We start from the raw sequence: 22147 nt of genomic DNA, 5'->3' as shown, positions 1-22147 counted from the left end.
TCAAACGAACAAATAGAGCAGATAGAATTTGCACTCAACCATCGTCCTAGAAAAACACTAGGTTGGTATACGCCTAGTGAAGTTATGGCTGGTTTTTATACTGTTGCACTTGCCGCTTGAATCCGCCATTTAATAAAATAAATCTCAGCGACTTTATCGAGATTGGAATCAGAGAGCTCGAGTCTCCTTTCCCGCTCCAGATTCAAAAAAGCCCTGATCGAAAGATCGGGGCTTTTTTTAGGCATTGCCTATTTTAACCAATAAACGCTGACCAGCCCAAAACGAGTGCTTAGTCAGAGTTTGTCTTCATTTAAAATTAGAAAGTGACCCGCTGATAATCACGATATTGCGGTGTCCAGAAATTATGCTCAATCGCTAACTGCAAGTCCTCAATACTTACTTTAGGCGCCACCCCATCCTCAATGGCTGCAAGGGCGACTTTCAACGCAATCTGCTTTGAAATAGACTGCAAATGATCGAGACTTGGCAATAAATCCGCTTGTGGGTCTTGCAACTTAGGCGAACAATCCGCCAAAGCATTACTAGAAGCCATCAGCATATTATCTGTAACACGCTTCGCACCCGAAGCAATCACCCCCAACCCAATTCCGGGGAAAATATAAGAATTATTGCACTGTGAAATATGATGGATTTTTTCCTGATAATTCACCGGTGCAAAGGGGCTACCTGTGGCAATCAGCGCTCTACCCTTAGTCCATTGCAAAATATCTGCCGGTACTGCTTCTACCTGTGAAGTCGGATTGGATAAAGGGAAAATAATTGGCTGCACGCTATTCTCAGCCATAGCTTCAACCACTTCCTGCGTGAATAATCCCGGTTGCCCCGAAACCCCAATCAGTACTGTTGGCTTAGCATGCTTCACGACATCTGTTAATGAAATCATGGCTTCAGCATCTGCCCAGCTTTCTACATGTTCAGCAGGCTGTGCCAATTTACGCTGAAAATTTAGTAAATTCGGCTGATTTTCAGTGATCAGACCAAAGCGGTCGACCATAAAGATTCGTGCACGTGCTTCGCTATCGCTCAAGCCTTCCGCAATCATTTGTTTAATGATCTGTTCCGCAATCCCGCAACCAGCTGAACCAGCCCCCAGAAATGCCACCACCTGATCTTTCAACTGCTTGCCTGCTGCACGCGAAGCGGCAATTAAACTTCCGACCGAAACCGCAGCGGTTCCCTGAATATCATCATTAAAGCAGCAAATGCGATCACGGTATTTTTCCAGCAAAGGCATGGCATTTTTCTGCGCAAAGTCTTCAAACTGAATCAATGCATCCGGCCAGCGCTGCTGAATGGCCTGAATCACCATTTCGACAAAAGCATAGTATTCATCGCCGCTGATCCGCGGTTCACGCCAACCCATATAAATCGGATCATTCAGCAATTGCTGATTATTGGTGCCGACATCGAGAGTGATCGGTAAGGTATACGCTGGGCTGATTCCACCACAGGCAGTATAGAGCGCCAATTTACCAATCGGAATCCCCATTCCGCCAATCCCCTGATCGCCTAAACCCAAAATGCGTTCGCCATCGGTAATCACAATCACTTTCACGTTCTTTTTATTAATATTGTGAATAATCTGCTCGATCTGATCGCGATCCGGATAGGAAATAAAGATCCCGCGATGACGGCGATAAATATCAGAAAAGCGCTGACATGCCTCCCCCACAGTCGGGGTGTAAATAATCGGCATCATCTCGCTAAGGTGATTTTCAATCAGGTGATAAAACAGGGTTTCATTGGTATCCTGAATATTACGCAAATAAATATGCTTGTTGATATCACTATTAAAAGCACAATATTGCTGATAAGAGCGCTGACTCTGTTCCTCAATGGTCTCGGTCACATGAGGAATTAAACCATGCAAATTAAAGCTTCTACGCTCTTCTTCAGTAAATGCAGAACCTTTATTGAGTAACGGGAGTTCTAATAAGGTGTTTCCAGCATACGGAATATATAAAGGGCGTTTACTGTTCAAATTTTCTCTGGGCATTATTTAACTCTTCTAATCAATCCTCGGCACTTCGCCGAAAACAATGACATCACTATCGTTATTTTATATAGCCTATCCTGATTTTAGCCTTTTGGGGTATTTAGTAAATTGATAATGCTTTTAGCAGGATTTTATAATCTGATAACGTAGCGTGATAGGAGAGATTTTGGTTAATTTTGTAATAAATTTCTTTTATCCATCAAAAATGCTTGTTCTATTTTAAAATCTCACTGATTTAAAATGGGTTATGGCCTATTTATATAGTGTTGATCTTTTTCATACTGCTAAGGCAGAAGATTGATTTGACAAAAAGTTAAAGCTCATCAAGGATAAAGTATAAATTCAATAATATAAATGAGTATAAAAATGAGTGAATTCCAGCCCCTTTATCAAGCTGATATTTTAGGCATCGGCTATGAGCAAGCCACCTTGAGCTTTCCAGATGACTATGAGGGCAAAGTTGTAGCAACCCTGATACGTAAAAAAGCAGCGCAGCCTACTCCTAAAGCGGTTTTATATATTCATGGATTTATTGATTATTTCTTCCAGACTGAAATGGCGGAACGCTTTAATCAGCAGGGTTTTTATTTTTATGCGCTGGATTTAAGAAAATATGGCCGTTCGATTCTGCCGCATCAGAACTATTATAATGTGCATGAGCTGTCTGAATATGATGCAGAAATTAGCCAGGCACTGGATATTATCGCAAGCGAGGGCCATGATGCTGCCCTGCTCTGTGGTCATTCTACCGGCGGCCTTATCACCACATTGTACGCGGCACATCACCCTAATCATCGGTTAATCAAAGCACTCTGGGTCAACAGTCCATTTTATAACTTTAATATGAATCCGATAAAACGTGCGCTCGGCATCCCGCAGTTAAGCAAACTGGCGAAAATTTTTCCCGACCTTAAATTTCCGAGTGAGTTAAATAAATGGTATGCCGCCAGTCTGCACAAGGATTTAAAAGGTGAATGGGACTTCAGTCTGGACTGGAAAAAGACCCGCTATCCAAGGGTACGGATCAGTTTTATTCGTGCCATCTATGAAGCACAAAAAGAAATTCATCGCGGTATCGAACTCGATATTCCGGTTCTGGTCATGCATTCGCATCAGACTTTATATCCCAAAAAATGGGGCAAGGCAGCGCAAACTAGTGATGTGATTTTGGGAGTTAAAGACATTCAGAAATATGCCAAAAAAATTAAAGCTGATGTCACGGTTCAAAGCATTCAGAATGGTTTACACGATCTGGTGCTTTCAGACAAATCTGTACGTGAACAGGTCTACCAGCAGCTGTTTCAATGGCTCAACAGCAAAGGACTATAATGCCGGCAAACAGGAAAGATGATTTTAGGCTCCTGTTTTCTGTTAAGTGTTTTGATTGAATAAAATAGCCCTCTTGAATGTAATCCGCAACCATCAGAAATACATGAATCCTTCGATTTTTTAAGCGCCAGTTAAATGCTTATTTCTTAGGATAAGCTTCGATTAAATATAAAATTTAATTCCTATACTTCATATTCCAAATGTTGTCTTTTGTAGCAAGCGTGTAATCAAAGCACCACCTGTCTTTTTCCCTCTTTATAGTAGAGCTGACTGCTGAAACTGTAGCATTTTCAATTGAGAAAATAGGGTCAGCATGTACCAATAACAATCATATAAAGGAATAGATTATGCGTTATGCAGACCCCAATACTGACGGTGCAAAAATTCAATTTAAAGCCCAATACGACAACTTCATTGGCGGCGAATGGGTCGCTCCAGTTAAAGGCGAATACTTTGACAATATCTCTCCGGTAGATGGCAAAGTCTTTACCAAAGTGCCGCGCTCTTCTGTAGAAGACATCGAATTGGCCCTAGATGCAGCGCACAAGGCCAAAGCACAGTGGAATACATCCTCAGCCACCACCCGTTCCAATATCCTGCTAAAAATTGCAGATCGTCTGGAACAAAATCTGGAACTGCTGGCGGTGGCAGAAACCTGGGACAACGGCAAGCCGATCCGTGAAACCTTAGCGGCCGATATTCCGCTATGTATTGATCATTTCCGTTATTTTGCCGGCTGTATCCGCGCACAAGAAGGCGGCATTTCCGAGATTGATGAAGATACCATTGCCTACCATTTCCATGAACCGTTGGGTGTGGTGGGTCAAATCATTCCGTGGAACTTCCCAATCCTGATGGCGGCCTGGAAACTCGCACCCGCCTTGGCAGCAGGCAACTGTATCGTGCTGAAACCTGCGGAACAAACCCCGGTCAGCATTTTAGTTTTAGCTGAACTGATTCAGGACATTTTGCCGCCGGGTGTACTGAATATTGTCAATGGTTATGGTATCGAAGTCGGTCGTCCACTCGCGACCAATCCGCGCATTGCCAAGATTGCCTTTACCGGTTCAACCGCAGTCGGTCAGCAAATCATGCAATACGCCACCGAGAATATTATTCCGGTAACACTGGAACTTGGCGGAAAGTCACCAAACCTGTTCTTTGCCGACATTATGGATCAGGAAGATGATTATCTGGACAAGGCACTGGAAGGCTTTGCCATGTTTGCCCTGAATCAGGGTGAAATCTGTACCTGTCCTTCTCGTGCCTTGGTGCAGGAAAGTATTGCCGATGAGTTTCTGGCGCGTGCGGTAGAACGGGTGCAACGCATTAAAACCGGTCATCCGCTCGACACCGACACCATGATTGGTGCGCAAGCCTCACAGGAACAGCAGGACAAGATTCTGGGCTGTATTGCTACTGGCCGCGAAGAGGGTGCGCAAATTCTGACCGGTGGTGAAGCACGTCAGGAAGTGGGACAAGGTTTTTATATTGAACCGACCATTTTCAAAGGCACCAATGACATGAAAACCTTTCAGGATGAAATCTTCGGGCCGGTGCTGGCGGTGGCGACATTTAAGGACTTTGATGATGCCATTAAAATCGCCAATGACACCATTTATGGTTTAGGAGCAGGTGTGTGGTCACGTTCAGCACACACCTCTTACCGTGCAGGACGCGCGATTCAAGCGGGTCGGGTCTGGACCAACTGTTATCATATTTATCCTGCACATGCGGCTTTCGGTGGCTATAAAAAATCAGGGATTGGCCGTGAGAATCACAGAATGATGCTGGATCATTATCAACAGACCAAAAACCTGCTGGTGAGTTATTCAACCAAACCGGCTGGTTTCTTCTAAGTATGAATTTTCTCAAAAGCGAACTGCGGTTCGCTTTTTTTGTTTTATTCAAGTTTTTTAATATCTGGTAAATTTTTCTGCTCTTGATCGTTGACCAGCAAAATAAAAATCTGAAAATCACAAAAACAGGAATAAAACTGTATAAAAAACAAATTAATACTTTAACTTAGAAGGACTTTGCCTAAGTTTTTCATTTTTTATGCATTTTAACTGTTCAAAAAACCTGCATAAAGCCCTGGCTTTCATTTAAAGTCGGCTTTTCATGATTCCCAAGACTGTGTATAACATTGAACCACTATAGGGAAACTAATAAGCATAGGCAAAATTGCTTAAAAAGCGTTAGACTATGTACCCAATAATGTCATGATTCGGTCTGATCAAGATCAAAAAAGAAGGTGAAGGTTGATGCCGCTCAATACTGTTGAAGAGCTTGTAGCAGATATCCGTGCAGGAAAAATGGTCATCCTGATGGATGATGAAGATCGTGAAAATGAAGGTGACTTAGTGATTGCTGCCACGCACGTACGTCCTGAAGACATCAACTTCATGATCACCCATGCACGTGGTCTGGTCTGCCTGACTTTAAGCAAAGAGCGTTGCCAGCAGTTGAATCTGCCTTTGATGGTCGATGCAAACGGTGCCCAGCATGGAACCAATTTTACCCTGTCAATTGAAGCAGCCAAAGGTATTTCTACCGGGATCTCACCGGCTGAACGTGCGCACACGATTCAAACTGCGGTGGCTGCTCATGCCAAACCGGCAGATATTGTACAGCCAGGACACATCTTCCCGCTGATGGCGCAGCCGGGTGGCGTATTGCACCGTGCCGGGCATACCGAGGCAGGTTGTGATCTTTCTCGTTTAGCAGGACTGGAACCGGCTTCGGTGATTTGTGAAATCATCAATGAAGATGGCACCATGGCGCGCCGTCCGGATCTTGAAGTTTTTGCTGAAAAGCATGGTTTGAAAATTGGCACCATTGCCGACCTGATTCATTACCGCATGACCAATGAGCAAACGGTTGAGCGTCTCGATCATCAAAAACTCGACACCGAATACGGCACATTTGATTTATATCGTTATCGTGAACTGGGCAACCCGGATATTCATTTGGCCTTGGTCAAAGGTGAGCCTAAAGATGGCGTGACCACCGTTCGTGTACATGGTTTTAATCCGACCCGTGATTTGCTCAAACTGAAAAAACAGGACGGCGAACCGGCCTGGAATTTAGACCGTGCACTAAAAGAAATTTCCAATAGTGATCGTGGTGTACTGGTCTGGATTGGGCAACGTCATTTACAGGATTTGGGTCCGGCTTTAGATACCTTAAATGCACCAAAAAATGTAAAATCAAATTCTGCACTGTCTCAGCAGTATCAGACCATTGGTGTCGGTGCACAAATTTTGCGTGATCTAGGCGTTGAAAAAATGAAGCTGCTCAGCTCTCCATTGCGCTTCAATGCACTATCAGGCTTTAACTTAGAAGTGGTGGAATACATCACCGCACAACAAACATCTTAAGAAATCATCGAGGTTGCTATGGCAGTTCGCCGTATTGAAGGTATGTTACATCTCGCGAACGAAGACCGTTATGCGATTTTAGTTGGTCGTTTTAACAGCTTTGTGGTTGAACATCTGTTAGAAGGTGCCATTGATACATTGAAACGTCATGGTGTATCAGAGGATAATATCACTGTTGTTCATGCCCCTGGTGCCTGGGAACTTCCTGTAGTTGCGAAAAAACTGGCAACTTCAGATCGTTTCGATGCCATCATCGCGCTTGGCGCCGTGATTCGTGGTAGCACGCCTCACTTCGATTTCGTTGCAGGCGAATGTGCCAAAGGTTTAGGCGTGGTTGGCCTGGACACTGGCTTACCTGTCATTAACGGTGTACTCACTACGGACAGTATTGAACAAGCGATTGAACGCTCTGGAACAAAAGCAGGCAATAAAGGTAGCGAAGCTGCCCTGACTGCGATTGAAATGGTTAACTTGTTAAAGGCTATTTAACGCTATGTCGCAAACACTTCAAGCAACTTATGCAGCAAAACGTAAAGCACGTCGCTTTGCTGTACAAGGAATTTATGAATGGCAAATGAGCCACAATCCGGTGCATGAGATTGAAGCACGTACGCGTGTGGAAAATGCCATGCATAAAGTGGATCTGAGCTATTATCATGAATTGTTGACTCAAGTGGTTGCCAATCATGAAGCATTGGATGCGCTCTTAATTCCGGTACTCGATCGTGAACTTTCAGCACTGGATGGTGTTGAACTCGCAACCTTGCGTCTAGGCGCGTATGAACTCAAAGAACATCTTGAGATTCCATATCGCGTGGTTCTAGACGAAGCGATCGAGTTGGCTAAACATTTTGGCGGTGCCGACAGCCACAAATACATCAACGGTGTATTGGATCGTTTAGCGACAACTTTACGTGCAGCAGAAAAGCAACAAGCAAACTAATTAAAGTCGAATTGTTGTATGGCTGAATTTTCGATTATCGACACCTATTTCAATCGCAAGAATACGCATTCTGTCGATTTAGGCGTCGGTGACGATTCAGCCTTGCTCACCCCTCCGCCTCAGCAACAACTGGTCATCTGTGCCGATACACTGGTTGCTGGACGACACTTCCCTCTCGATACAAATCCGCATGCCATTGGCTGGAAATCGGTTGCTGTTAATCTTTCCGATATTGCCGCGATGGGTGCAAAACCGCATAGTATTCTTCTGGCATTGAGCCTACCCCAAATTGATCATGACTGGCTCAAAGGCTTTAGTCAGGGTTTATACGATTGCTGCGATCAATTTGGCGTGAGTTTAATCGGGGGTGATACCACCCAAAGTCCGCATCTCACTTTATCTGTGACAGCCTTAGGCTGGGTCGATATTGGCCAAGCGGTGCCACGCTCAGGTGCAAAACCAGGTGATCTGATCTGTGTCAGTGGAACTGTCGGCGATGCTGCTTTTGCCTTAAATCATTTAGGTCATCCGCTACAGAAACGTCTGGACTATCCGACGCCACGTTGTCAGCTCGGTGCCTCCTTAAAAGGTCTGGCACATAGCATGATTGATGTCTCGGATGGTTTGGCCCAAGATCTTGGACATATTCTCAAAGCCTCGCAAGTCGGTGCCAAGCTACAACTGGAACATTTACCGATCAGTCCTGCCCTGCAGGCCTTAAGCGAGGCACAAAAATGGCAGTATGCACTGGCAGGTGGCGACGATTATGAATTATGTTTTACAATAAGCCCGCAAAATTACGAAAAATTATTGCAAAAACAACTTGATGTTTCGATTAGTATAGTCGGCACAATTCAGCAGCAGCACGGCTTAACTTTTGAAAAAGATGGCGTAGATCATTTGCTTCAATTTAATGGGTATCAACATTTTGCATAAACCTGCGATCAATTTTAAAGCCATGTCATGGACCGACCGACTGATTGTATTTAGTGGCGTTGGCTTCGGCTCAGGACTGGTGCCTAAAGCACCGGGGACCTTTGGTTCGGCTTTTGCACTGTTATTTATCCCGATTTGGCTGCATCTTGATTTTTTAAACAGTCTTTTTGCCATTGCCATCATGTCCCTGATTGGCATATATATCTGCGGGCATACTGCCAAGCTCATGGGCGTTCATGATGATGGCCGCATTGTCTGGGATGAATTCGCCGGACAATCCATCACATTTTTACCCCTGATCTATCTCGGCCAGATGAACTGGCTCTGGCTGCTGGTCGGTTTTGCGCTATTCAGATTATTTGATATCTGGAAACCGTGGCCGATTCGGGTCATTGACCGTCAGGTCGACGGCGGTTTTGGCATCATGCTGGATGACATCATTGCTGGCCTGTGGGCGGCTCTTTGTATTTTGATTTATTTTTACTTCACCGTGGCATAAGCCATATTTAGGATTAGAACATGTCAACGACTGTTATTATTCTTGCTGCAGGTAAAGGCACGCGTATGCGTTCAAGCTTACCGAAAGTATTACAACCGCTTGCAGGACGTCCTTTACTGGGTCATGTCATTGACACAGCAAAAAAATTAAACGCAGATAATATTATTACCATTTACGGGCACGGTGGCGAGCAGGTTCAAGCTGCTTTTACAGCACAAAAAATTAAATGGGTTGAACAGAGCGAACAGCTGGGGACCGGTCATGCCGTACAAATGACTTTACCTGTCCTGCCCCAAGACGGCGTATCGCTGATTCTTTCTGGTGATGTACCCTGTATTAACCCGCTTACCTTGCAAAAATTACTCGATGCCACTGCAGAAACTGGCATTGGTCTGGTCACACTCACCTTGCCAGATGCCAATGGTTATGGTCGCATCGTGCGTAAAAATGGTCAGATTCAGGCCATTGTTGAACATAAAGATGCAACGAACGAGCAACGTCAGATCCAAGAAATTAATACTGGCATTTATGCGGTCAGCAATGCCAAGTTGCATCAATGGCTGCCAAATTTAAGCAATGAGAATGTTCAGGGTGAATACTATCTGACCGATATTGTGGCGATGGCTCTGGCAGATGGTATGCAGGTTGCTTCGGTAGAACCTGAACAAGCCTTTGAAGTTGAAGGCGTAAATGACCGTGTGCAACTGGCAGCATTAGAACGTCAGTTTCAGGCATTTCAGGCCAAACAGCTGATGCAGCAAGGTGTACATCTGATTGATCCGAGCCGTTTTGATTTGCGTGGTAATTTAACTGTCGGTCAAGATGTACAGATTGATATCAATGTCATCATCGAAGGTGATTGCGAGCTGGGCGACCATGTTGAAATTGGTGCTGGCTGTATCATCAAAAATACCAAAATTGCAGCTGGGACTAAAGTGCAACCTTATAGCATTTTTGACAATGCTATCGTCGGTGAAGATACCCAGATTGGCCCTTTTGCACGACTGCGTCCGGGTGCGAAGCTTGCTGCCGAGGTGCATATCGGTAACTTTGTAGAAGTGAAAAATACCACAATTGGCGTAGGCTCTAAAGCCAACCACTTCACCTATCTCGGGGATGCTGAAATCGGTGCCGGTTCTAATATTGGTGCAGGTACCATTACCTGCAATTATGATGGTGTGAATAAATTTAAAACCATCATTGGTGATCAGGCTTTCATTGGTTCGAACAGTTCATTGGTTGCACCTGTGAAAATTGGCAATGGTGCTACAGTGGGTGCAGGCTCGACGATTACTCGTGATGTGGAAGACAACAGTTTGGCGGTAGAACGTTCTAAGCAATTTGCCAAAGAAAACTATCCACGTCCGCAAAAAATCAAGAAATAAGGGGGAATAAATATGTGTGGTATCGTCGGTGGCATTGCAGAACGTAGCATTACCAATATTTTGATTGAAGGCTTAAAACGCCTGGAATACCGGGGTTATGATTCAGCAGGTTTGGCACTCATCAACAATAGCCAGGTCCTGCGTGAACGTCGTGTCGGCAAGGTCGCGAATCTTGAACAGGCCGTAAATGAATCACAGATCAGCGGTTCACTTGGCATTGCACATACACGCTGGGCAACCCATGGCAAACCGACTGAAGAAAATGCCCATCCGCATATTTCTGAAAATGTGGCAGTGGTCCATAACGGAATCATTGAGAACTATCAAGAACTCAAAGATGATCTTGAAGCTTTGGGTTATGTCTTTACTTCACAGACCGATACAGAAGTGGTTGCACATCTGATCAATGACGCCCTGAAATCTACCCCAAGCTTAATGGAAGCTGTGCGCCAGGTGGTACCACAACTCAAAGGTGCTTATGCCCTAGGTATCGTGCATACAGATCATCCGGATGAACTGATTACCGTACGTGAAGGTTCGCCACTCGTCATTGGTGTGGGGATTGGCGAGAACTTTATCAGTTCTGACCAGCTGGCACTGCTCCCGATTACCAATCGTTTTATCTACCTGGAAGAAGGTGATATTGCGCGTTTGACCCGCAGCACGATTGAAGTTTTCGTCGATGGTCAACTGGTCGATCGTCCGGTCAAGGAACTGGATGCTGCGGTCAGCAATGCCTCTAAAGGTGAATATAAGCACTACATGCTCAAAGAAATTTATGAGCAGCCTGAAGCGATCAAACAGACCATTTCTCAAGCCTTAAATGGCAATGACCTGCGCGAAGACTTCCTTGCCAGTGCAGAACAGGACTTCACAAAAATCCAGCAAATCCAGATTATTGCCTGTGGTACCAGTTATCATGCCGGCATGATTGCCAAATACTGGTTTGAACAGCTGATTGATCTGCCGTGTCAGGTCGAGATTGCCAGCGAATTCCGTTATCGTACGCCAGTCATTGTGAATCACACGCTGTATGTATGTATCTCCCAGTCCGGTGAAACTGCCGACACTTTGGCTGCCTTACGTGATACACAAAAACGTGCAGCAGTCAAAGGACTGGACATCACCACGATGACCATCTGTAACGTGGCGACCTCTTCGATGGTGCGTGAAACTCAGCATAGTCTGTTGACGCTGGCAGGTCCTGAAATTGGGGTAGCGTCGACCAAAGCCTTTACCGCCCAGCTTGCTGCATTGATGCTGTTGGTCCTCAAAATCGGTTCGGTCAAAAATAGCATTTCTACAGAACAGATGACGGAGATCACCACAGAACTTTGGCATATGCCTAAAGTCATTCTCGACACCTTACGCCATGATGATGAAATTTTACGTCTCTCTGAACTGTTTGTTGAGAAGCAGCACTGCCTGTTCTTAGGCCGTGGTACGCACTTCCCGATCGCTCTGGAAGGTGCACTCAAACTGAAAGAAATTTCATATATTCATGCTGAAGGTTATGCCGCTGGTGAGCTGAAACATGGGCCATTGGCGCTGGTGGATAATGACATGCCGGTAGTGATTCTGGCACCACAGGACGATATGTTGGACAAACTCAAATCCAATATGGAAGAAGTGCAGGCACGTGGGGGTGAACTGTTCGTCTTTGCTGATGAAAACAGTGATATTAAAGCCAAAGACCGTCAACATGTAGTCTTTGTACCAAGCGTCGATCCAATCTTGGCACCAATTGTGTATAGCATTCCGGTGCAATTACTGTCTTATCATGTGGCTGTACTTCGTGGTACGGATGTCGATCAGCCACGTAATCTGGCAAAATCAGTCACTGTAGAATAATTTTTTTTGTTAACGACTGGGGAACCGGCCTTTTTTGTATATATCAACATAAGAGCATATAGAACATGACATTGACTTGCTTTAAAGCTTATGACATTCGCGGCAAACTGGGCACCGAGTTGAATGAAGACATTGCCTACCGAATTGGTCGCGCCTATGGACAAATCTATCAACCAAAAACAGTTGTCATTGGCTGTGACATTCGCCTTAGCAGCGAAGGCTTAAAACAGGCCACTATCCGCGGTTTAAATGATGCCGGTGTTAATGTACTTGATCTTGGCATGACCGGCACGGAAGAAGTTTATTTTGGCGCCTTCCATCTGGATGTTCAAGGTGGTATTGAAATCACGGCCAGCCATAATCCGATGGACTATAATGGCATGAAACTGGTACGTGAAAATGCCCGTCCAATCAGTGCCGATACTGGTCTTAAAGAGATTCAGGCTTTAGCAGAATCAGATGAATTTATTGACGTCAGCAATAAAGGCCGTACTGAGAAATACAATATTCTGCCTGAATTTGTAAATCATCTGATGAGCTATATTGATCCGGCAAAAATCCGCCCGATGAAACTGGTGGTGAATGCGGGTAATGGTGCAGCAGGTCATGTCATTGATGCAATCGAAGTAAAATTTAAAGAACTCAATATTCCGGTTGAATTTATCAAAATTCATCATGAAGCCGATGGCAACTTCCCGAATGGGATTCCCAACCCGATTCTGGTTGAAAACCGTGCTAGTACTCGCGATGCTGTGATTGAGCATGCTGCCGACATGGGCATTGCCTGGGATGGTGACTTTGACCGATGCTTCCTGTTCGATGAAAAAGGCCAGTTTATTGAAGGCTATTATATTGTTGGTCTTTTGGCTCAAGCCTTCTTGCTGAAGCAATCTGGCGAAAAAATTGTACATGATCCGCGTCTGGTCTGGAATACACTGGATATTGTAGAGCAATACCAAGGGATCACGGTTCAGTCAAAATCAGGTCACGCCTTTATTAAAGATGTGATGCGTGAGCATAATGCGGCCTATGGCGGGGAAATGAGTGCCCATCATTATTTCCGTGACTTTGCCTATTGCGATAGCGGCATGATTCCATGGTTACTGGCGATAGTAGTACTGTCTGAAACAGGAAAATCCTTATCTTCTCTGGTGGAGGAGATGATCGCCAAGTTCCCATGCAGTGGTGAAATCAACTTTAAAGTCGCCGATACCCAAGCGACCATCCAAAAACTTTTCGATCATTATGCCGATCAGCAGCCGGAGATCGATCAGACCGATGGGGTCAGCCTTAATTTTGGTGCATGGCGTTTTAATGTGCGGGCATCGAATACTGAACCGCTATTGCGTCTGAATATTGAAAGCCGTCGTGATCACAATCCCCGACCAATGCAGGACTATGTCGATGAATTGACTCAGCTGATTCAGAGTTAATCTTCACGCATACAGTACAATAAAATGGGAGCTGTTCATCAAAAGCTCCCATTTTTATTTATATCGTTATAAAAATTTTAACGATAGCCATTCGGATTCTGTTTCTGCCAGTTCCAGCTATCTGTCAGCATATCTTCAAGTTCATACTCAGCAGCCCAACCCAGTTCTTGTTGAGCACGCTGGCTGTCTGCATAGAAGCTAGCCAAATCACCTGTACGTCGTGTCGCGAACTCAAACGGAATCTGGATCTGATTCACCTGTTCAAAGGTATTTTTAATCGTTAACACTGATATGGGTTGGCCTGTGCCAATATTCCAAGCACGACAACCTTGATGATTTAAACGGTTCTGAATCGCCAGAACATGGGCTTTCGCTAAATCAACCACATGAATGAAGTCACGTTCACAGGTGCCATCTTCAGTTGGATAGTCATTGCCGAAAATGGAAAGCTTTTCACGCTTGCCTACTGCGACTTGGGTTACAAAAGGCATCAGATTATTGGGAATACCTTGTGGATCTTCCCCAATCTGGCCACTTTTATGCGCGCCGACCGGATTAAAATAACGTAATAAGGCAATCGACCAACGTTCATCCGCCACAGACAACTTTTCCAAGAGTTGTTCCACAATCAGCTTGGTATAGCCATAATTATTATTGGGCATACCGAGTAGCATATCTTCCTGATACGGAGAAGGATTATTTTCTCCATAGACCGTGGCTGAGGAACTAAATACCAGCTTAAAAACCTGTGCGCGCTGCATCGCCTGAACCAGGCTGATTGAACCGGTAATATTATTGTCAAAATAAGCTAGGGGAATTTGCTGACTTTCACCGACGGCTTTAAGCCCGGCAAAATGAATCACTGCATCAATCGAGTGTTGCTGAAATACCTGATCTAATAATTGAGCATCACGGATATCACCTTGTATAAATGTCAGGCTTTTTTGGGTCAACTGTTGCACCCGATTCAAAGACTCAGCAGCGCTATTGCAGAGATTATCTAAAACCACCACCTCATGGCCGGCATTTAATAACTCAACACAAGTATGCGAACCAATATAGCCTGCCCCGCCCGTTACCAGAATTTTAGCCATGCTGCTTCCCTAATAAAATGTTAATTAAACCTTGAGTTGAACCATCCAGACCACCTAGCTCAGACTGTTCACCATTCAAAATAGGCAGCAACTGGTTGGCAATTTCCTTGCCTTTTTCCACGCCCCACTGGTCAAATGGGTTGATATTCCACAGCACCGACTGAACAAACACCTTATGCTCATACAATGCAATCAGCATCCCCAGACTATAGGGATTCAGCTCTTGCAGTAACAAGGTACTGCTCGGCTGATTGCCTTCATACTGCTTATAAGCCGGCAAGCTAGCCAATTCGTTTTGATCCAGCGCTTCATTACCAAAAGCCAGTAAACGCGATTGCGCCAGACAATTCGACAATGCCAAATGATGCTGCTCGATTAATGCCTCAGCACTATCGGCATAGGTATATTGCTGACTGTTATAGCGCTTTACCGGTGCAATAAAGTCACAACTGACTGACTGGGTGCCCTGATGCAGAAGTTGATAGAAAGCATGTTGCGCATTCGGGCCAACCTCTCCCCAAATAATTGGACAGGTATCCAGCTGCACTTTTTCACCATTGCGCTGGATCGACTTGCCATTCGATTCCATTTCCAGCTGCTGCAAGTAGGAAGCAAAGTATTTTAGCCGGCCATCATAAGGCAGGATGGCATGGGTCTGAATATCCAGAAAATTGTTATTCCATGCACCCAAGAGCCCCATCAAGACCGGAATATTGCGCTCAAAAGGCTGATACTGAAAATGCTGATCGACCGCATAGGCACCGGCCAGCAGCTGCTTAAAACCTTCAATGCCGATACTCAGTGCAATCGGCAATCCGATACAGGACCACAGTGAATAGCGACCACCGACCCAGTCCCACAACAGTAGCTGGTTTTCCGGAGCAATTCCCCAGGCCGTCATTTTCTCCGGTTTGGTCGATACCCCGATAAAATGATGCTTGAGAATATAAGGATGCTGACCCAATGCTTTTTCCAGCCACAAACGCACGGTCTGGGCATTAGTGAGGGTATCAATCGTACCAAATGATTTGGATGAAATGATAAATAGCGTGGTTTCCGGACGCAGTTGATGCAACAACTCGGACAGCTGACTGCCATCCATGGTCGAGACGAAATGCACATTGAGTGGCTGGGCAGACTGGTATTTAAAATCCGATAAGGCATGAGTCACCATTAGAGGGCCAAGATCTGATCCGCCCACCCCAATATTGACCACATCCTGAATCACTTCACCGGTGGCGCCACGACGCTGCCCGGCATGGATTTGCTCGACCAAGGCATACATGCGCTCAAGTTGAGCATGCACATCAGCGGCCAGATCCGCATGCTGCTGATCCTGTGCTGGCAAGCGTAATGCCCAATGCATGGCAGCACGTTGCTCGGTATAATTAATATCCTGATTTGAAAATAAAGACCCGATCCAGGATCTTAGGTTTTGTGCATCTGCCCATTCAATCAGGCCCTGCATCACCGTGCTGTTCATTCTATGTTTACTATAATCGAAGACCAGCTGTTCAAACTGAATTGAATATTTGTTAAAACGCTGGGGGTCTGCAGCAAACAATTCTCGTAGATGCACCGCATCAAGTTGTTCTTTGCTCGAGGCGAGTTTTTGACACACAGTTTCAGTATTTAGATCTGGTTTAAGCTGACTTAACATTAACGTCCCACCCCAATATAATTAAAACCACGCGCCTTGATATAGGCCGGATCATACAGATTACGACCATCCAAAATCAGGGGATGCTGCATCAGTTTAATGAGGTGTGGATAATCTGGACTACCATACTGCTTCCAGGCAGTCATCAAACATAAGGCATCTGCACCTTCAACTGCCTGATATTGATCTTCACATAGGATTAGATCCTGCCGTATCCCATAGACTTTTTTAATATTGGCCAATGCTTGCGGATCATGCAGTTTGACCGTCACCCCTTGCGCCCATAATGCAGTGAGCATGGCATGCACTGGAGATTGCTGGATGCTCGGGGTATTTTCTTTAAAGGCTGCGCCCCAAATCGCCACCACTTTTCCCTGTAAATCGCCACGGAAATAATTCCATAGTTTGCGGAACAGTAATTCTTTTTGTTGTTCGTTAATCTCCCAGACCTGTTCCAGCAACTGGTTTTTCACCCCTGAATCTGCTACTGCATGCGTCAAAGTGCGGATATCATGCGAGAAGTTCTCTCCACCAAAACCGACGCCCGGAAACAGATAAGCCGAACCAATCCGGTTATCCGCCGCCATGCCTTGGCGCACCTGTTCAATATCAATCCCAAGTTTTTCTGCCACACTGGCCAGATCATTCATATAACTGATCCGGGTGGCCAGCATGCCGGAAATACTCAGCTTGGTAAATTCGGCATCCAGAACCGGCATAAATAAATACTGCTGCGCGCGTGGAAATAATGGGCGTAAGAGTTCTTTGATTTTAGGCTGTATATCTGCATGATCACAGCCCACAATCAGCTGGGTGGCCTGAGTAAAGCTACGCAGTGCATTGCCTTCCTGAATAATATCTGGCAGATAAATCCAGTCATCATTCGGCAGCAACTGCTGAAAGCGCTGGGTACCATGCAAGCCAAAGGTCGAGGCATTAATCATCAGTTTGGGATGGGCAAAACAGGCATGCCGGATGGTCTCTAGCATCTGAAATACCTGCTGTTCTTCAGTCGCATTAAAACTAAAGAAAAAAACATCCTGATTAAAATCCAGATGCTGAAAATTGCAACAGTTTAAAAAGCCAGATTTTTCCTGTTTTTGCAGTAATTGCTGTAGAGATTCATCCTGGAAATAGGGCCGAGCTGACTCATCTACATCGAAGCTGTTACACCAGACCACCTGATGACCACATTCAGATAAAAGGGCCGACATGACCCCAGAAAATAGGGTTTTTCCCAATACTGCGACTTTCATATTATTCCTTTTTATTATTTTTTCTTACAAAGCCAGTTCCTGAATTAATGCTTTAAACTCGGCACCGAGTTTAGGATGATCAACACCATAATGTAAAACAGCCTTTAAATAACCTAACTTGCTGCCACAGTCAAAGGTCTGACCTTTCATGCGATAGGCTTCTACGGCTTCGGTTTGCTGTAGCATGGCAATCGCATCGGTGAGCTGAATTTCATTGCCTGCCCCGCGTGGTGTCTGTTCCAGAAGCTGCATGATTTTTGCCGGCAGGATATAACGCCCGACCACAGACAGATTCGATGGTGCGGTGCCGACTGCCGGTTTTTCAACAATCCCTTGCATGACAATGCTTTCGCCTTCGGCCGGAGATGCGGCCACATCGACAATGCCATATTGATCCACCAGATGTTCAGGCACCGCTTCAACCATGATTTGTGCTGCTTGAGACGCGTCATAACGCTGAATCATGCGAGACAAATCATTTTCCGGATCCTGATCCTTGACCAGCACATCTGGTAATAATACCGCAAAATCTTCATCGCCAATCACGGCTTTGGCACAGAGTACTGCATGACCTAAGCCCAAAGGCTGCGGTTGACGTACACTAATAATACTTACACCGCTAGGCAGAATTTCAGTAATTTCCTTGAGTAAATCGGTTTTGTTTTTTTGCTCAAGCGTGGTTTCAAGTTCAAAATTACGATCGAAGTAATTTTCAATCGATGCTTTTGAAGAATGAGTCACCAAAATAATTTGTTCAATCCCGGCGGCTACCGCTTCACGGACCACATATTCAATCGCCGGACGATCAACCACAGTGACCATTTCTTTGGGAATCGATTTGCTGGCCGGTAAAAAACGCGTACCAAGGCCGGCCACAGGAAGAATTGCTTTCTTAATCATATCTATAAATAACCTAGTTCACTTGAATTTCGTTGCCACGGACATAACCATCGACATAGTATTCCAGCTGCGCCAATGCCCATTCAATATCGGACTGGGTCGCTGAAAGTTCATGCATCCGGTTAAATACTTCCAGAATTTCTGCCAATGGATAATGCTTCTCGACTGATCTCAAAATACGCTTATGCGAGGTAATTTCTGTATTTTCTTCATCAATCAGCAGTTCTTCATACAGCTTTTCACCCGGACGTAAGCCGGTATATTGAATTTCAATATCACCATTTGGATTTTTTTCTTCACGGACTTTGAGTCCACTGAGTGAAATCATTTGTCGTGCCAGATCCTGAATCCGTACCGGCTCGCCCATGTCCAGCAGGAACACGTCGCCTCCTGTACCTAAAGCACCGGCCTGAATCACCAGCTGCGAGGCTTCCGGAATGGTCATAAAGAACCGGGTCACTTCTGGATCAGTCACGGTAATTGGCCCGCCCTTGGCAATTTGCTGTTTAAACAGCGGTACTACTGAGCCAGAAGAACCCAACACATTACCAAAGCGCACGATACTGATCTGGGTCTGATCCTGAGCTTCCGCCATGGCCTGACAATACAGCTCTGCCATGCGTTTGGTTGCTCCCATGACATTCGTCGGACGTACCGCTTTATCGGTTGAGATCAGAACAAAAGTTTCAACGCCTTTTTTCACTGCTGCATTCACACTGAATGCTGTTCCCACCGCATTATTTTTCAGGCCAGCCAGCGGATTACACTCCACCAGCGGCACATGCTTATAAGCAGCAGCGTGATAAACGGTTTGTACGCCATATTGTTCAATCACCCGTTCTAACTTCCGTTCGTCGAGAACTGAACCTAAAATTGGAATAATTTCACACGTGGCAGTCAGACGTAATTCTTTATCAATACGATATAAAGCAAATTCTGTCAGTTCATAAATGATAATTTTGACAGGCTGATTTCTAATAATTTGGCGACATAGTTCTGAACCAATCGAGCCACCCGCGCCTGTGACCATGACTACTTTATTGTTAATATTTTTAGCCAAAAGCGCTGGAACTGGCGGTACAGGATCACGCCCCAGTAAATCAATAATATCCACTTCCTGAATATCAGAAATTCGAATTTCACCATTGACCAGTTTAGTCAGACCCGGAATCTCGGTAATTTTTAAATGAGCCGGCTCTAAAAACTTGATAATTTCGCTTTTACGTATTCGCCCTACTGACGGGAGTGCAATTAAAATTTCATCAATACGTAATTTAACCAAACACTTTAAAGCTCTATGTGGTGAATATACTTGAACCCCCCCAATATTCTGGCCTCTTAAAGACGGGTTATCATCAATAAATATAATCGGCAAATGCTCATGGGAGCGATTTAAAGTCGCTGCAACCTGTTGGCCTGCATAACCAGCCCCATAAATAGCAATCCGTTTTTTAGGCACATTAGCCTGTAAGTAGGATCTCACCACAAAACGAATCACACTACGACTAAACCAGATCCAGGCAAACATCATAAAGCCGAACATCAAGGGGATAGATGTCGGAATAAAAGCATGGGTGCTATAAGCCAGCAAGTACAATCCGATCACGCTTAATATCGTGGCCAGGCCCAATTTAACAATAAAAAACTCATTAAAAGTCCGTACAATAAAACGGTATACACCACAAATAAACAGCATGAATACCGCAATTATACTCACCCAAACCGAGCCAAAAGCAATGTTCGGCACAACCTCTGCACCAAGATCAAACTGTCGAATAGCATAACAAAGCCAGATTAGAACAGGGAAAATACAAAAGTCTAAAATGACTAAAAACGCGAGTTTTGCTGAACGTGGAGATTCAACCAGAGGAATTACAAGAGATTTCATATATTTTTCAGCACGTCATATCTTAATTTAAAGAAGTTGTTATTAAGACTTATGTTCTATGATACTTCCCACTTCCAAGAAAGAAAATGTAGGGATAATATTATTACTTGCAACTTTCACCCCAATACTTAAGTGTACAAATTGTTCAACCACCACATCATGATCCAATAATGTACCCATATTTAAAATAGCACCATCTTGGATAACCGTATTCGTTCCAATAACACACCCAGCCATAATACTTACCCCCTGCCCTATTTTTACACTAGGAGCAATGACTGTTTGTGGATGTATAATAGTCGTAATTGGTATAGATAAATCAAGCAGTAATTGTTGCCACTTTTGTCGTATTTGGTTATTTCCAACGGCAATGATGGCCTCGAAATCTTGTTGCTTAATTAAGGATAAGTTTTGAATATTTGAAACAATAGGATAACAACCTAACCATTGTTGCTCAGGCCATTGATCATCAACAAAAGAAATATTCTCCCAATTACCTAAAAGTTCAGCAACTTCAGCAATTGTTTGGCCAAAACCGCCTGCCCCAAGAATCAGTAATTTTTTTTCAGGCATTAGGCTTTCCTGCTTTTAATTTAATAGCAATCAATATTAAAGGTAAATAAGCAATCAGTACTGCCCATTCAGGGTACGCCCATGCTTGTGTAACCGTCAAATAAGCGATAGGAAATAACCACAATAGGTTAATCGCGGCAACCGCCAACGTCACGGGGGTATGACTCCCGCATTTACGCGATAAAATTTGATAGCTATGGCTTCGATGTGCATCATACATTTTATAGCCGCTCAATACGCGTTTTATTAGGGTATAAGTCGCATCGACCACAAATACACCTAGACAAATGATCCACGCACAAAACAGTGCCAAGTTTTCTTTTAGAGCGATAAGCGCCAAAATACCCAAAGTGAGACCGAGAAATCCGCTACAGGCATCGCCCATAAAAATTTTAGCCTTGGGAAAGTTCCACAATAAAAACCCAAATACACAGGCTGCCAATAACCACAATATGTCTGAGTTTAATGTAGTATTTAGCACATAATACAAAATGGCCATACTAACAACAGTGGTAATTGCTTCAACACTGGCAATGCCATTAATTCCATCCATAAAGTTATATAGATTCAACATCCACACCAAAAATAGTACCGCAATAATATTGGCGATAAAGCCGAGTTGCACACCATTAAAAGCCGTAACTTCGCTAAAGCCACCCAAGCTGATCACCACGCCAATGGCCACTAAAAAGTGTACTGCTAAGCGCAACATGGAATTAATGTGCCCATGGTCATCCAAGAAACCAAGTAAAGCGATGACAAAACCCGCTGCTATCAGGGTTAAACCAATATGTACGGTCAATTGTTGGCTATATATCAGCACAGCCAGCGCCAACAAGTAGCTACACACCACCGCAACACCACCTCCACGGGGCGTGGGTACACTGTGGGAACTACGTTCATTGGGGTTATCTATTATATTTTTCTTTAGGGCGTAGGCACGCATGAAATAGGTCATCGCAAACGCAAGTAAAAAGAAAATAATAAGGGGTAGCATGGACAT

General features: G+C 44.6%; 18 protein-coding genes and 1 pseudogene. 11 read left to right on the top strand and 8 right to left on the bottom strand.

Annotated elements, in window-relative coordinates; all coding sequences use genetic code 11:
* Positions 1 to 120, top strand: a pseudogene (locus FTU45_RS12660) (IS30 family transposase); the annotation flags it as partial.
* A 196-nt stretch (positions 121 to 316) separates the two neighbouring features.
* Here FTU45_RS12660 and FTU45_RS12655 read toward each other — a convergent pair.
* Complete coding sequence (locus FTU45_RS12655) at positions 317 to 2017, bottom strand: NAD-dependent malic enzyme (RefSeq protein WP_074383716.1); 1701 nt, start codon at positions 2015 to 2017, stop codon at positions 317 to 319.
* A 366-nt stretch (positions 2018 to 2383) separates the two neighbouring features.
* Between FTU45_RS12655 and FTU45_RS12650 the strand changes: the two genes are divergently transcribed.
* The 10 genes from FTU45_RS12650 (at position 2384) to FTU45_RS12605 (ending at position 13773) form a co-directional block, all read left to right on the top strand.
* A complete protein-coding gene (locus FTU45_RS12650) occupies positions 2384 to 3346 on the top strand; it encodes an alpha/beta hydrolase (RefSeq protein ID WP_180076497.1) in 963 nt (320 codons plus the stop codon).
* A 347-nt stretch (positions 3347 to 3693) separates the two neighbouring features.
* Positions 3694 to 5205 (top strand): aldehyde dehydrogenase family protein, encoded by a 1512-nt coding sequence (locus FTU45_RS12645; protein ID WP_005094691.1) that lies wholly within the window; start codon positions 3694 to 3696, stop codon positions 5203 to 5205.
* A 405-nt stretch (positions 5206 to 5610) separates the two neighbouring features.
* Positions 5611 to 6726 (top strand): bifunctional 3,4-dihydroxy-2-butanone-4-phosphate synthase/GTP cyclohydrolase II, encoded by a 1116-nt coding sequence (gene ribBA, locus FTU45_RS12640; RefSeq protein WP_180076496.1) that lies wholly within the window; start codon positions 5611 to 5613, stop codon positions 6724 to 6726.
* A gap of 18 nt (positions 6727 to 6744) precedes the next feature.
* Positions 6745 to 7215 carry a 6,7-dimethyl-8-ribityllumazine synthase gene (gene ribE, locus FTU45_RS12635; RefSeq protein ID WP_044109358.1) on the top strand — a complete coding sequence of 157 codons (471 nt, stop codon included), beginning with the start codon at positions 6745 to 6747 and terminating at the stop codon, positions 7213 to 7215.
* Positions 7216 to 7219: 4 nt separating this feature from the next.
* Positions 7220 to 7669, top strand: coding sequence for a transcription antitermination factor NusB (gene nusB, locus FTU45_RS12630; RefSeq protein ID WP_004728813.1), 450 nt, complete (start codon positions 7220 to 7222; stop codon positions 7667 to 7669).
* Positions 7670 to 7687: 18 nt separating this feature from the next.
* The gene (gene thiL, locus FTU45_RS12625; RefSeq protein WP_180040439.1) at positions 7688 to 8605 is read left to right on the top strand and encodes a thiamine-phosphate kinase; all 918 of its coding nucleotides are present in this window, start codon (positions 7688 to 7690) and stop codon (positions 8603 to 8605) included.
* On the top strand, positions 8583 to 9104 hold the full coding sequence (locus FTU45_RS12620) for a phosphatidylglycerophosphatase A (RefSeq protein WP_180076495.1): 522 nt from the start codon (positions 8583 to 8585) through the stop codon (positions 9102 to 9104). Before thiL ends, FTU45_RS12620 begins: the two co-directional genes overlap by 23 nt.
* 20 nt (positions 9105 to 9124) lie before the next feature.
* Entirely contained in the window at positions 9125 to 10489 is a 1365-nt protein-coding gene (glmU, locus tag FTU45_RS12615) for a bifunctional UDP-N-acetylglucosamine diphosphorylase/glucosamine-1-phosphate N-acetyltransferase GlmU (RefSeq protein ID WP_180076494.1), read from the top strand.
* Between the two features lie 12 nt (positions 10490 to 10501).
* Positions 10502 to 12340, top strand: a complete 1839-nt coding sequence (gene glmS, locus FTU45_RS12610) for a glutamine--fructose-6-phosphate transaminase (isomerizing) (protein WP_180076493.1) — start codon at positions 10502 to 10504, stop codon at positions 12338 to 12340.
* A 65-nt stretch (positions 12341 to 12405) separates the two neighbouring features.
* Positions 12406 to 13773: a phosphomannomutase CpsG gene (locus FTU45_RS12605; protein ID WP_180076492.1), complete on the top strand. Its 1368-nt coding sequence runs from the start codon at positions 12406 to 12408 to the stop codon at positions 13771 to 13773.
* Positions 13774 to 13850: 77 nt separating this feature from the next.
* On the opposite strand, the gene galE is transcribed toward FTU45_RS12605, so the two are convergent.
* The 7 genes from galE to FTU45_RS12570 are packed head-to-tail and all read right to left on the bottom strand — an operon-like array spanning position 13851 to position 22147.
* Positions 13851 to 14867, bottom strand: coding sequence for a UDP-glucose 4-epimerase GalE (gene galE / locus FTU45_RS12600; RefSeq protein WP_004728838.1), 1017 nt, complete (start codon positions 14865 to 14867; stop codon positions 13851 to 13853).
* Positions 14860 to 16527, bottom strand: coding sequence for a glucose-6-phosphate isomerase (pgi, locus tag FTU45_RS12595; protein WP_180076491.1), 1668 nt, complete (start codon positions 16525 to 16527; stop codon positions 14860 to 14862). Before pgi ends, galE begins: the two co-directional genes overlap by 8 nt.
* Complete coding sequence (locus tag FTU45_RS12590) at positions 16527 to 17783, bottom strand: nucleotide sugar dehydrogenase (RefSeq protein ID WP_180076490.1); 1257 nt, start codon at positions 17781 to 17783, stop codon at positions 16527 to 16529. The genes pgi and FTU45_RS12590 overlap by 1 nt, the downstream gene beginning before the upstream one ends.
* Before the next feature lie 24 nt (positions 17784 to 17807).
* Positions 17808 to 18683, bottom strand: a complete 876-nt coding sequence (gene galU / locus FTU45_RS12585; protein WP_180076489.1) for a UTP--glucose-1-phosphate uridylyltransferase GalU — start codon at positions 18681 to 18683, stop codon at positions 17808 to 17810.
* Between the two features lie 13 nt (positions 18684 to 18696).
* Positions 18697 to 20571, bottom strand: coding sequence for a nucleoside-diphosphate sugar epimerase/dehydratase (locus tag FTU45_RS12580; protein ID WP_180076488.1), 1875 nt, complete (start codon positions 20569 to 20571; stop codon positions 18697 to 18699).
* A gap of 42 nt (positions 20572 to 20613) precedes the next feature.
* Positions 20614 to 21144, bottom strand: coding sequence for an acetyltransferase (locus FTU45_RS12575; RefSeq protein ID WP_180076487.1), 531 nt, complete (start codon positions 21142 to 21144; stop codon positions 20614 to 20616).
* On the bottom strand, positions 21137 to 22147 hold the full coding sequence (locus FTU45_RS12570; protein ID WP_180076486.1) for a glycosyltransferase family 4 protein: 1011 nt from the start codon (positions 22145 to 22147) through the stop codon (positions 21137 to 21139). The genes FTU45_RS12575 and FTU45_RS12570 overlap by 8 nt, the downstream gene beginning before the upstream one ends.

Source organism: Acinetobacter sp. YH12106, assembly GCF_013418995.1.
Lineage (GTDB): Bacteria > Pseudomonadota > Gammaproteobacteria > Pseudomonadales > Moraxellaceae > Acinetobacter > Acinetobacter pseudolwoffii.
This window is presented reverse-complemented; position numbering and strand designations above follow the sequence as displayed.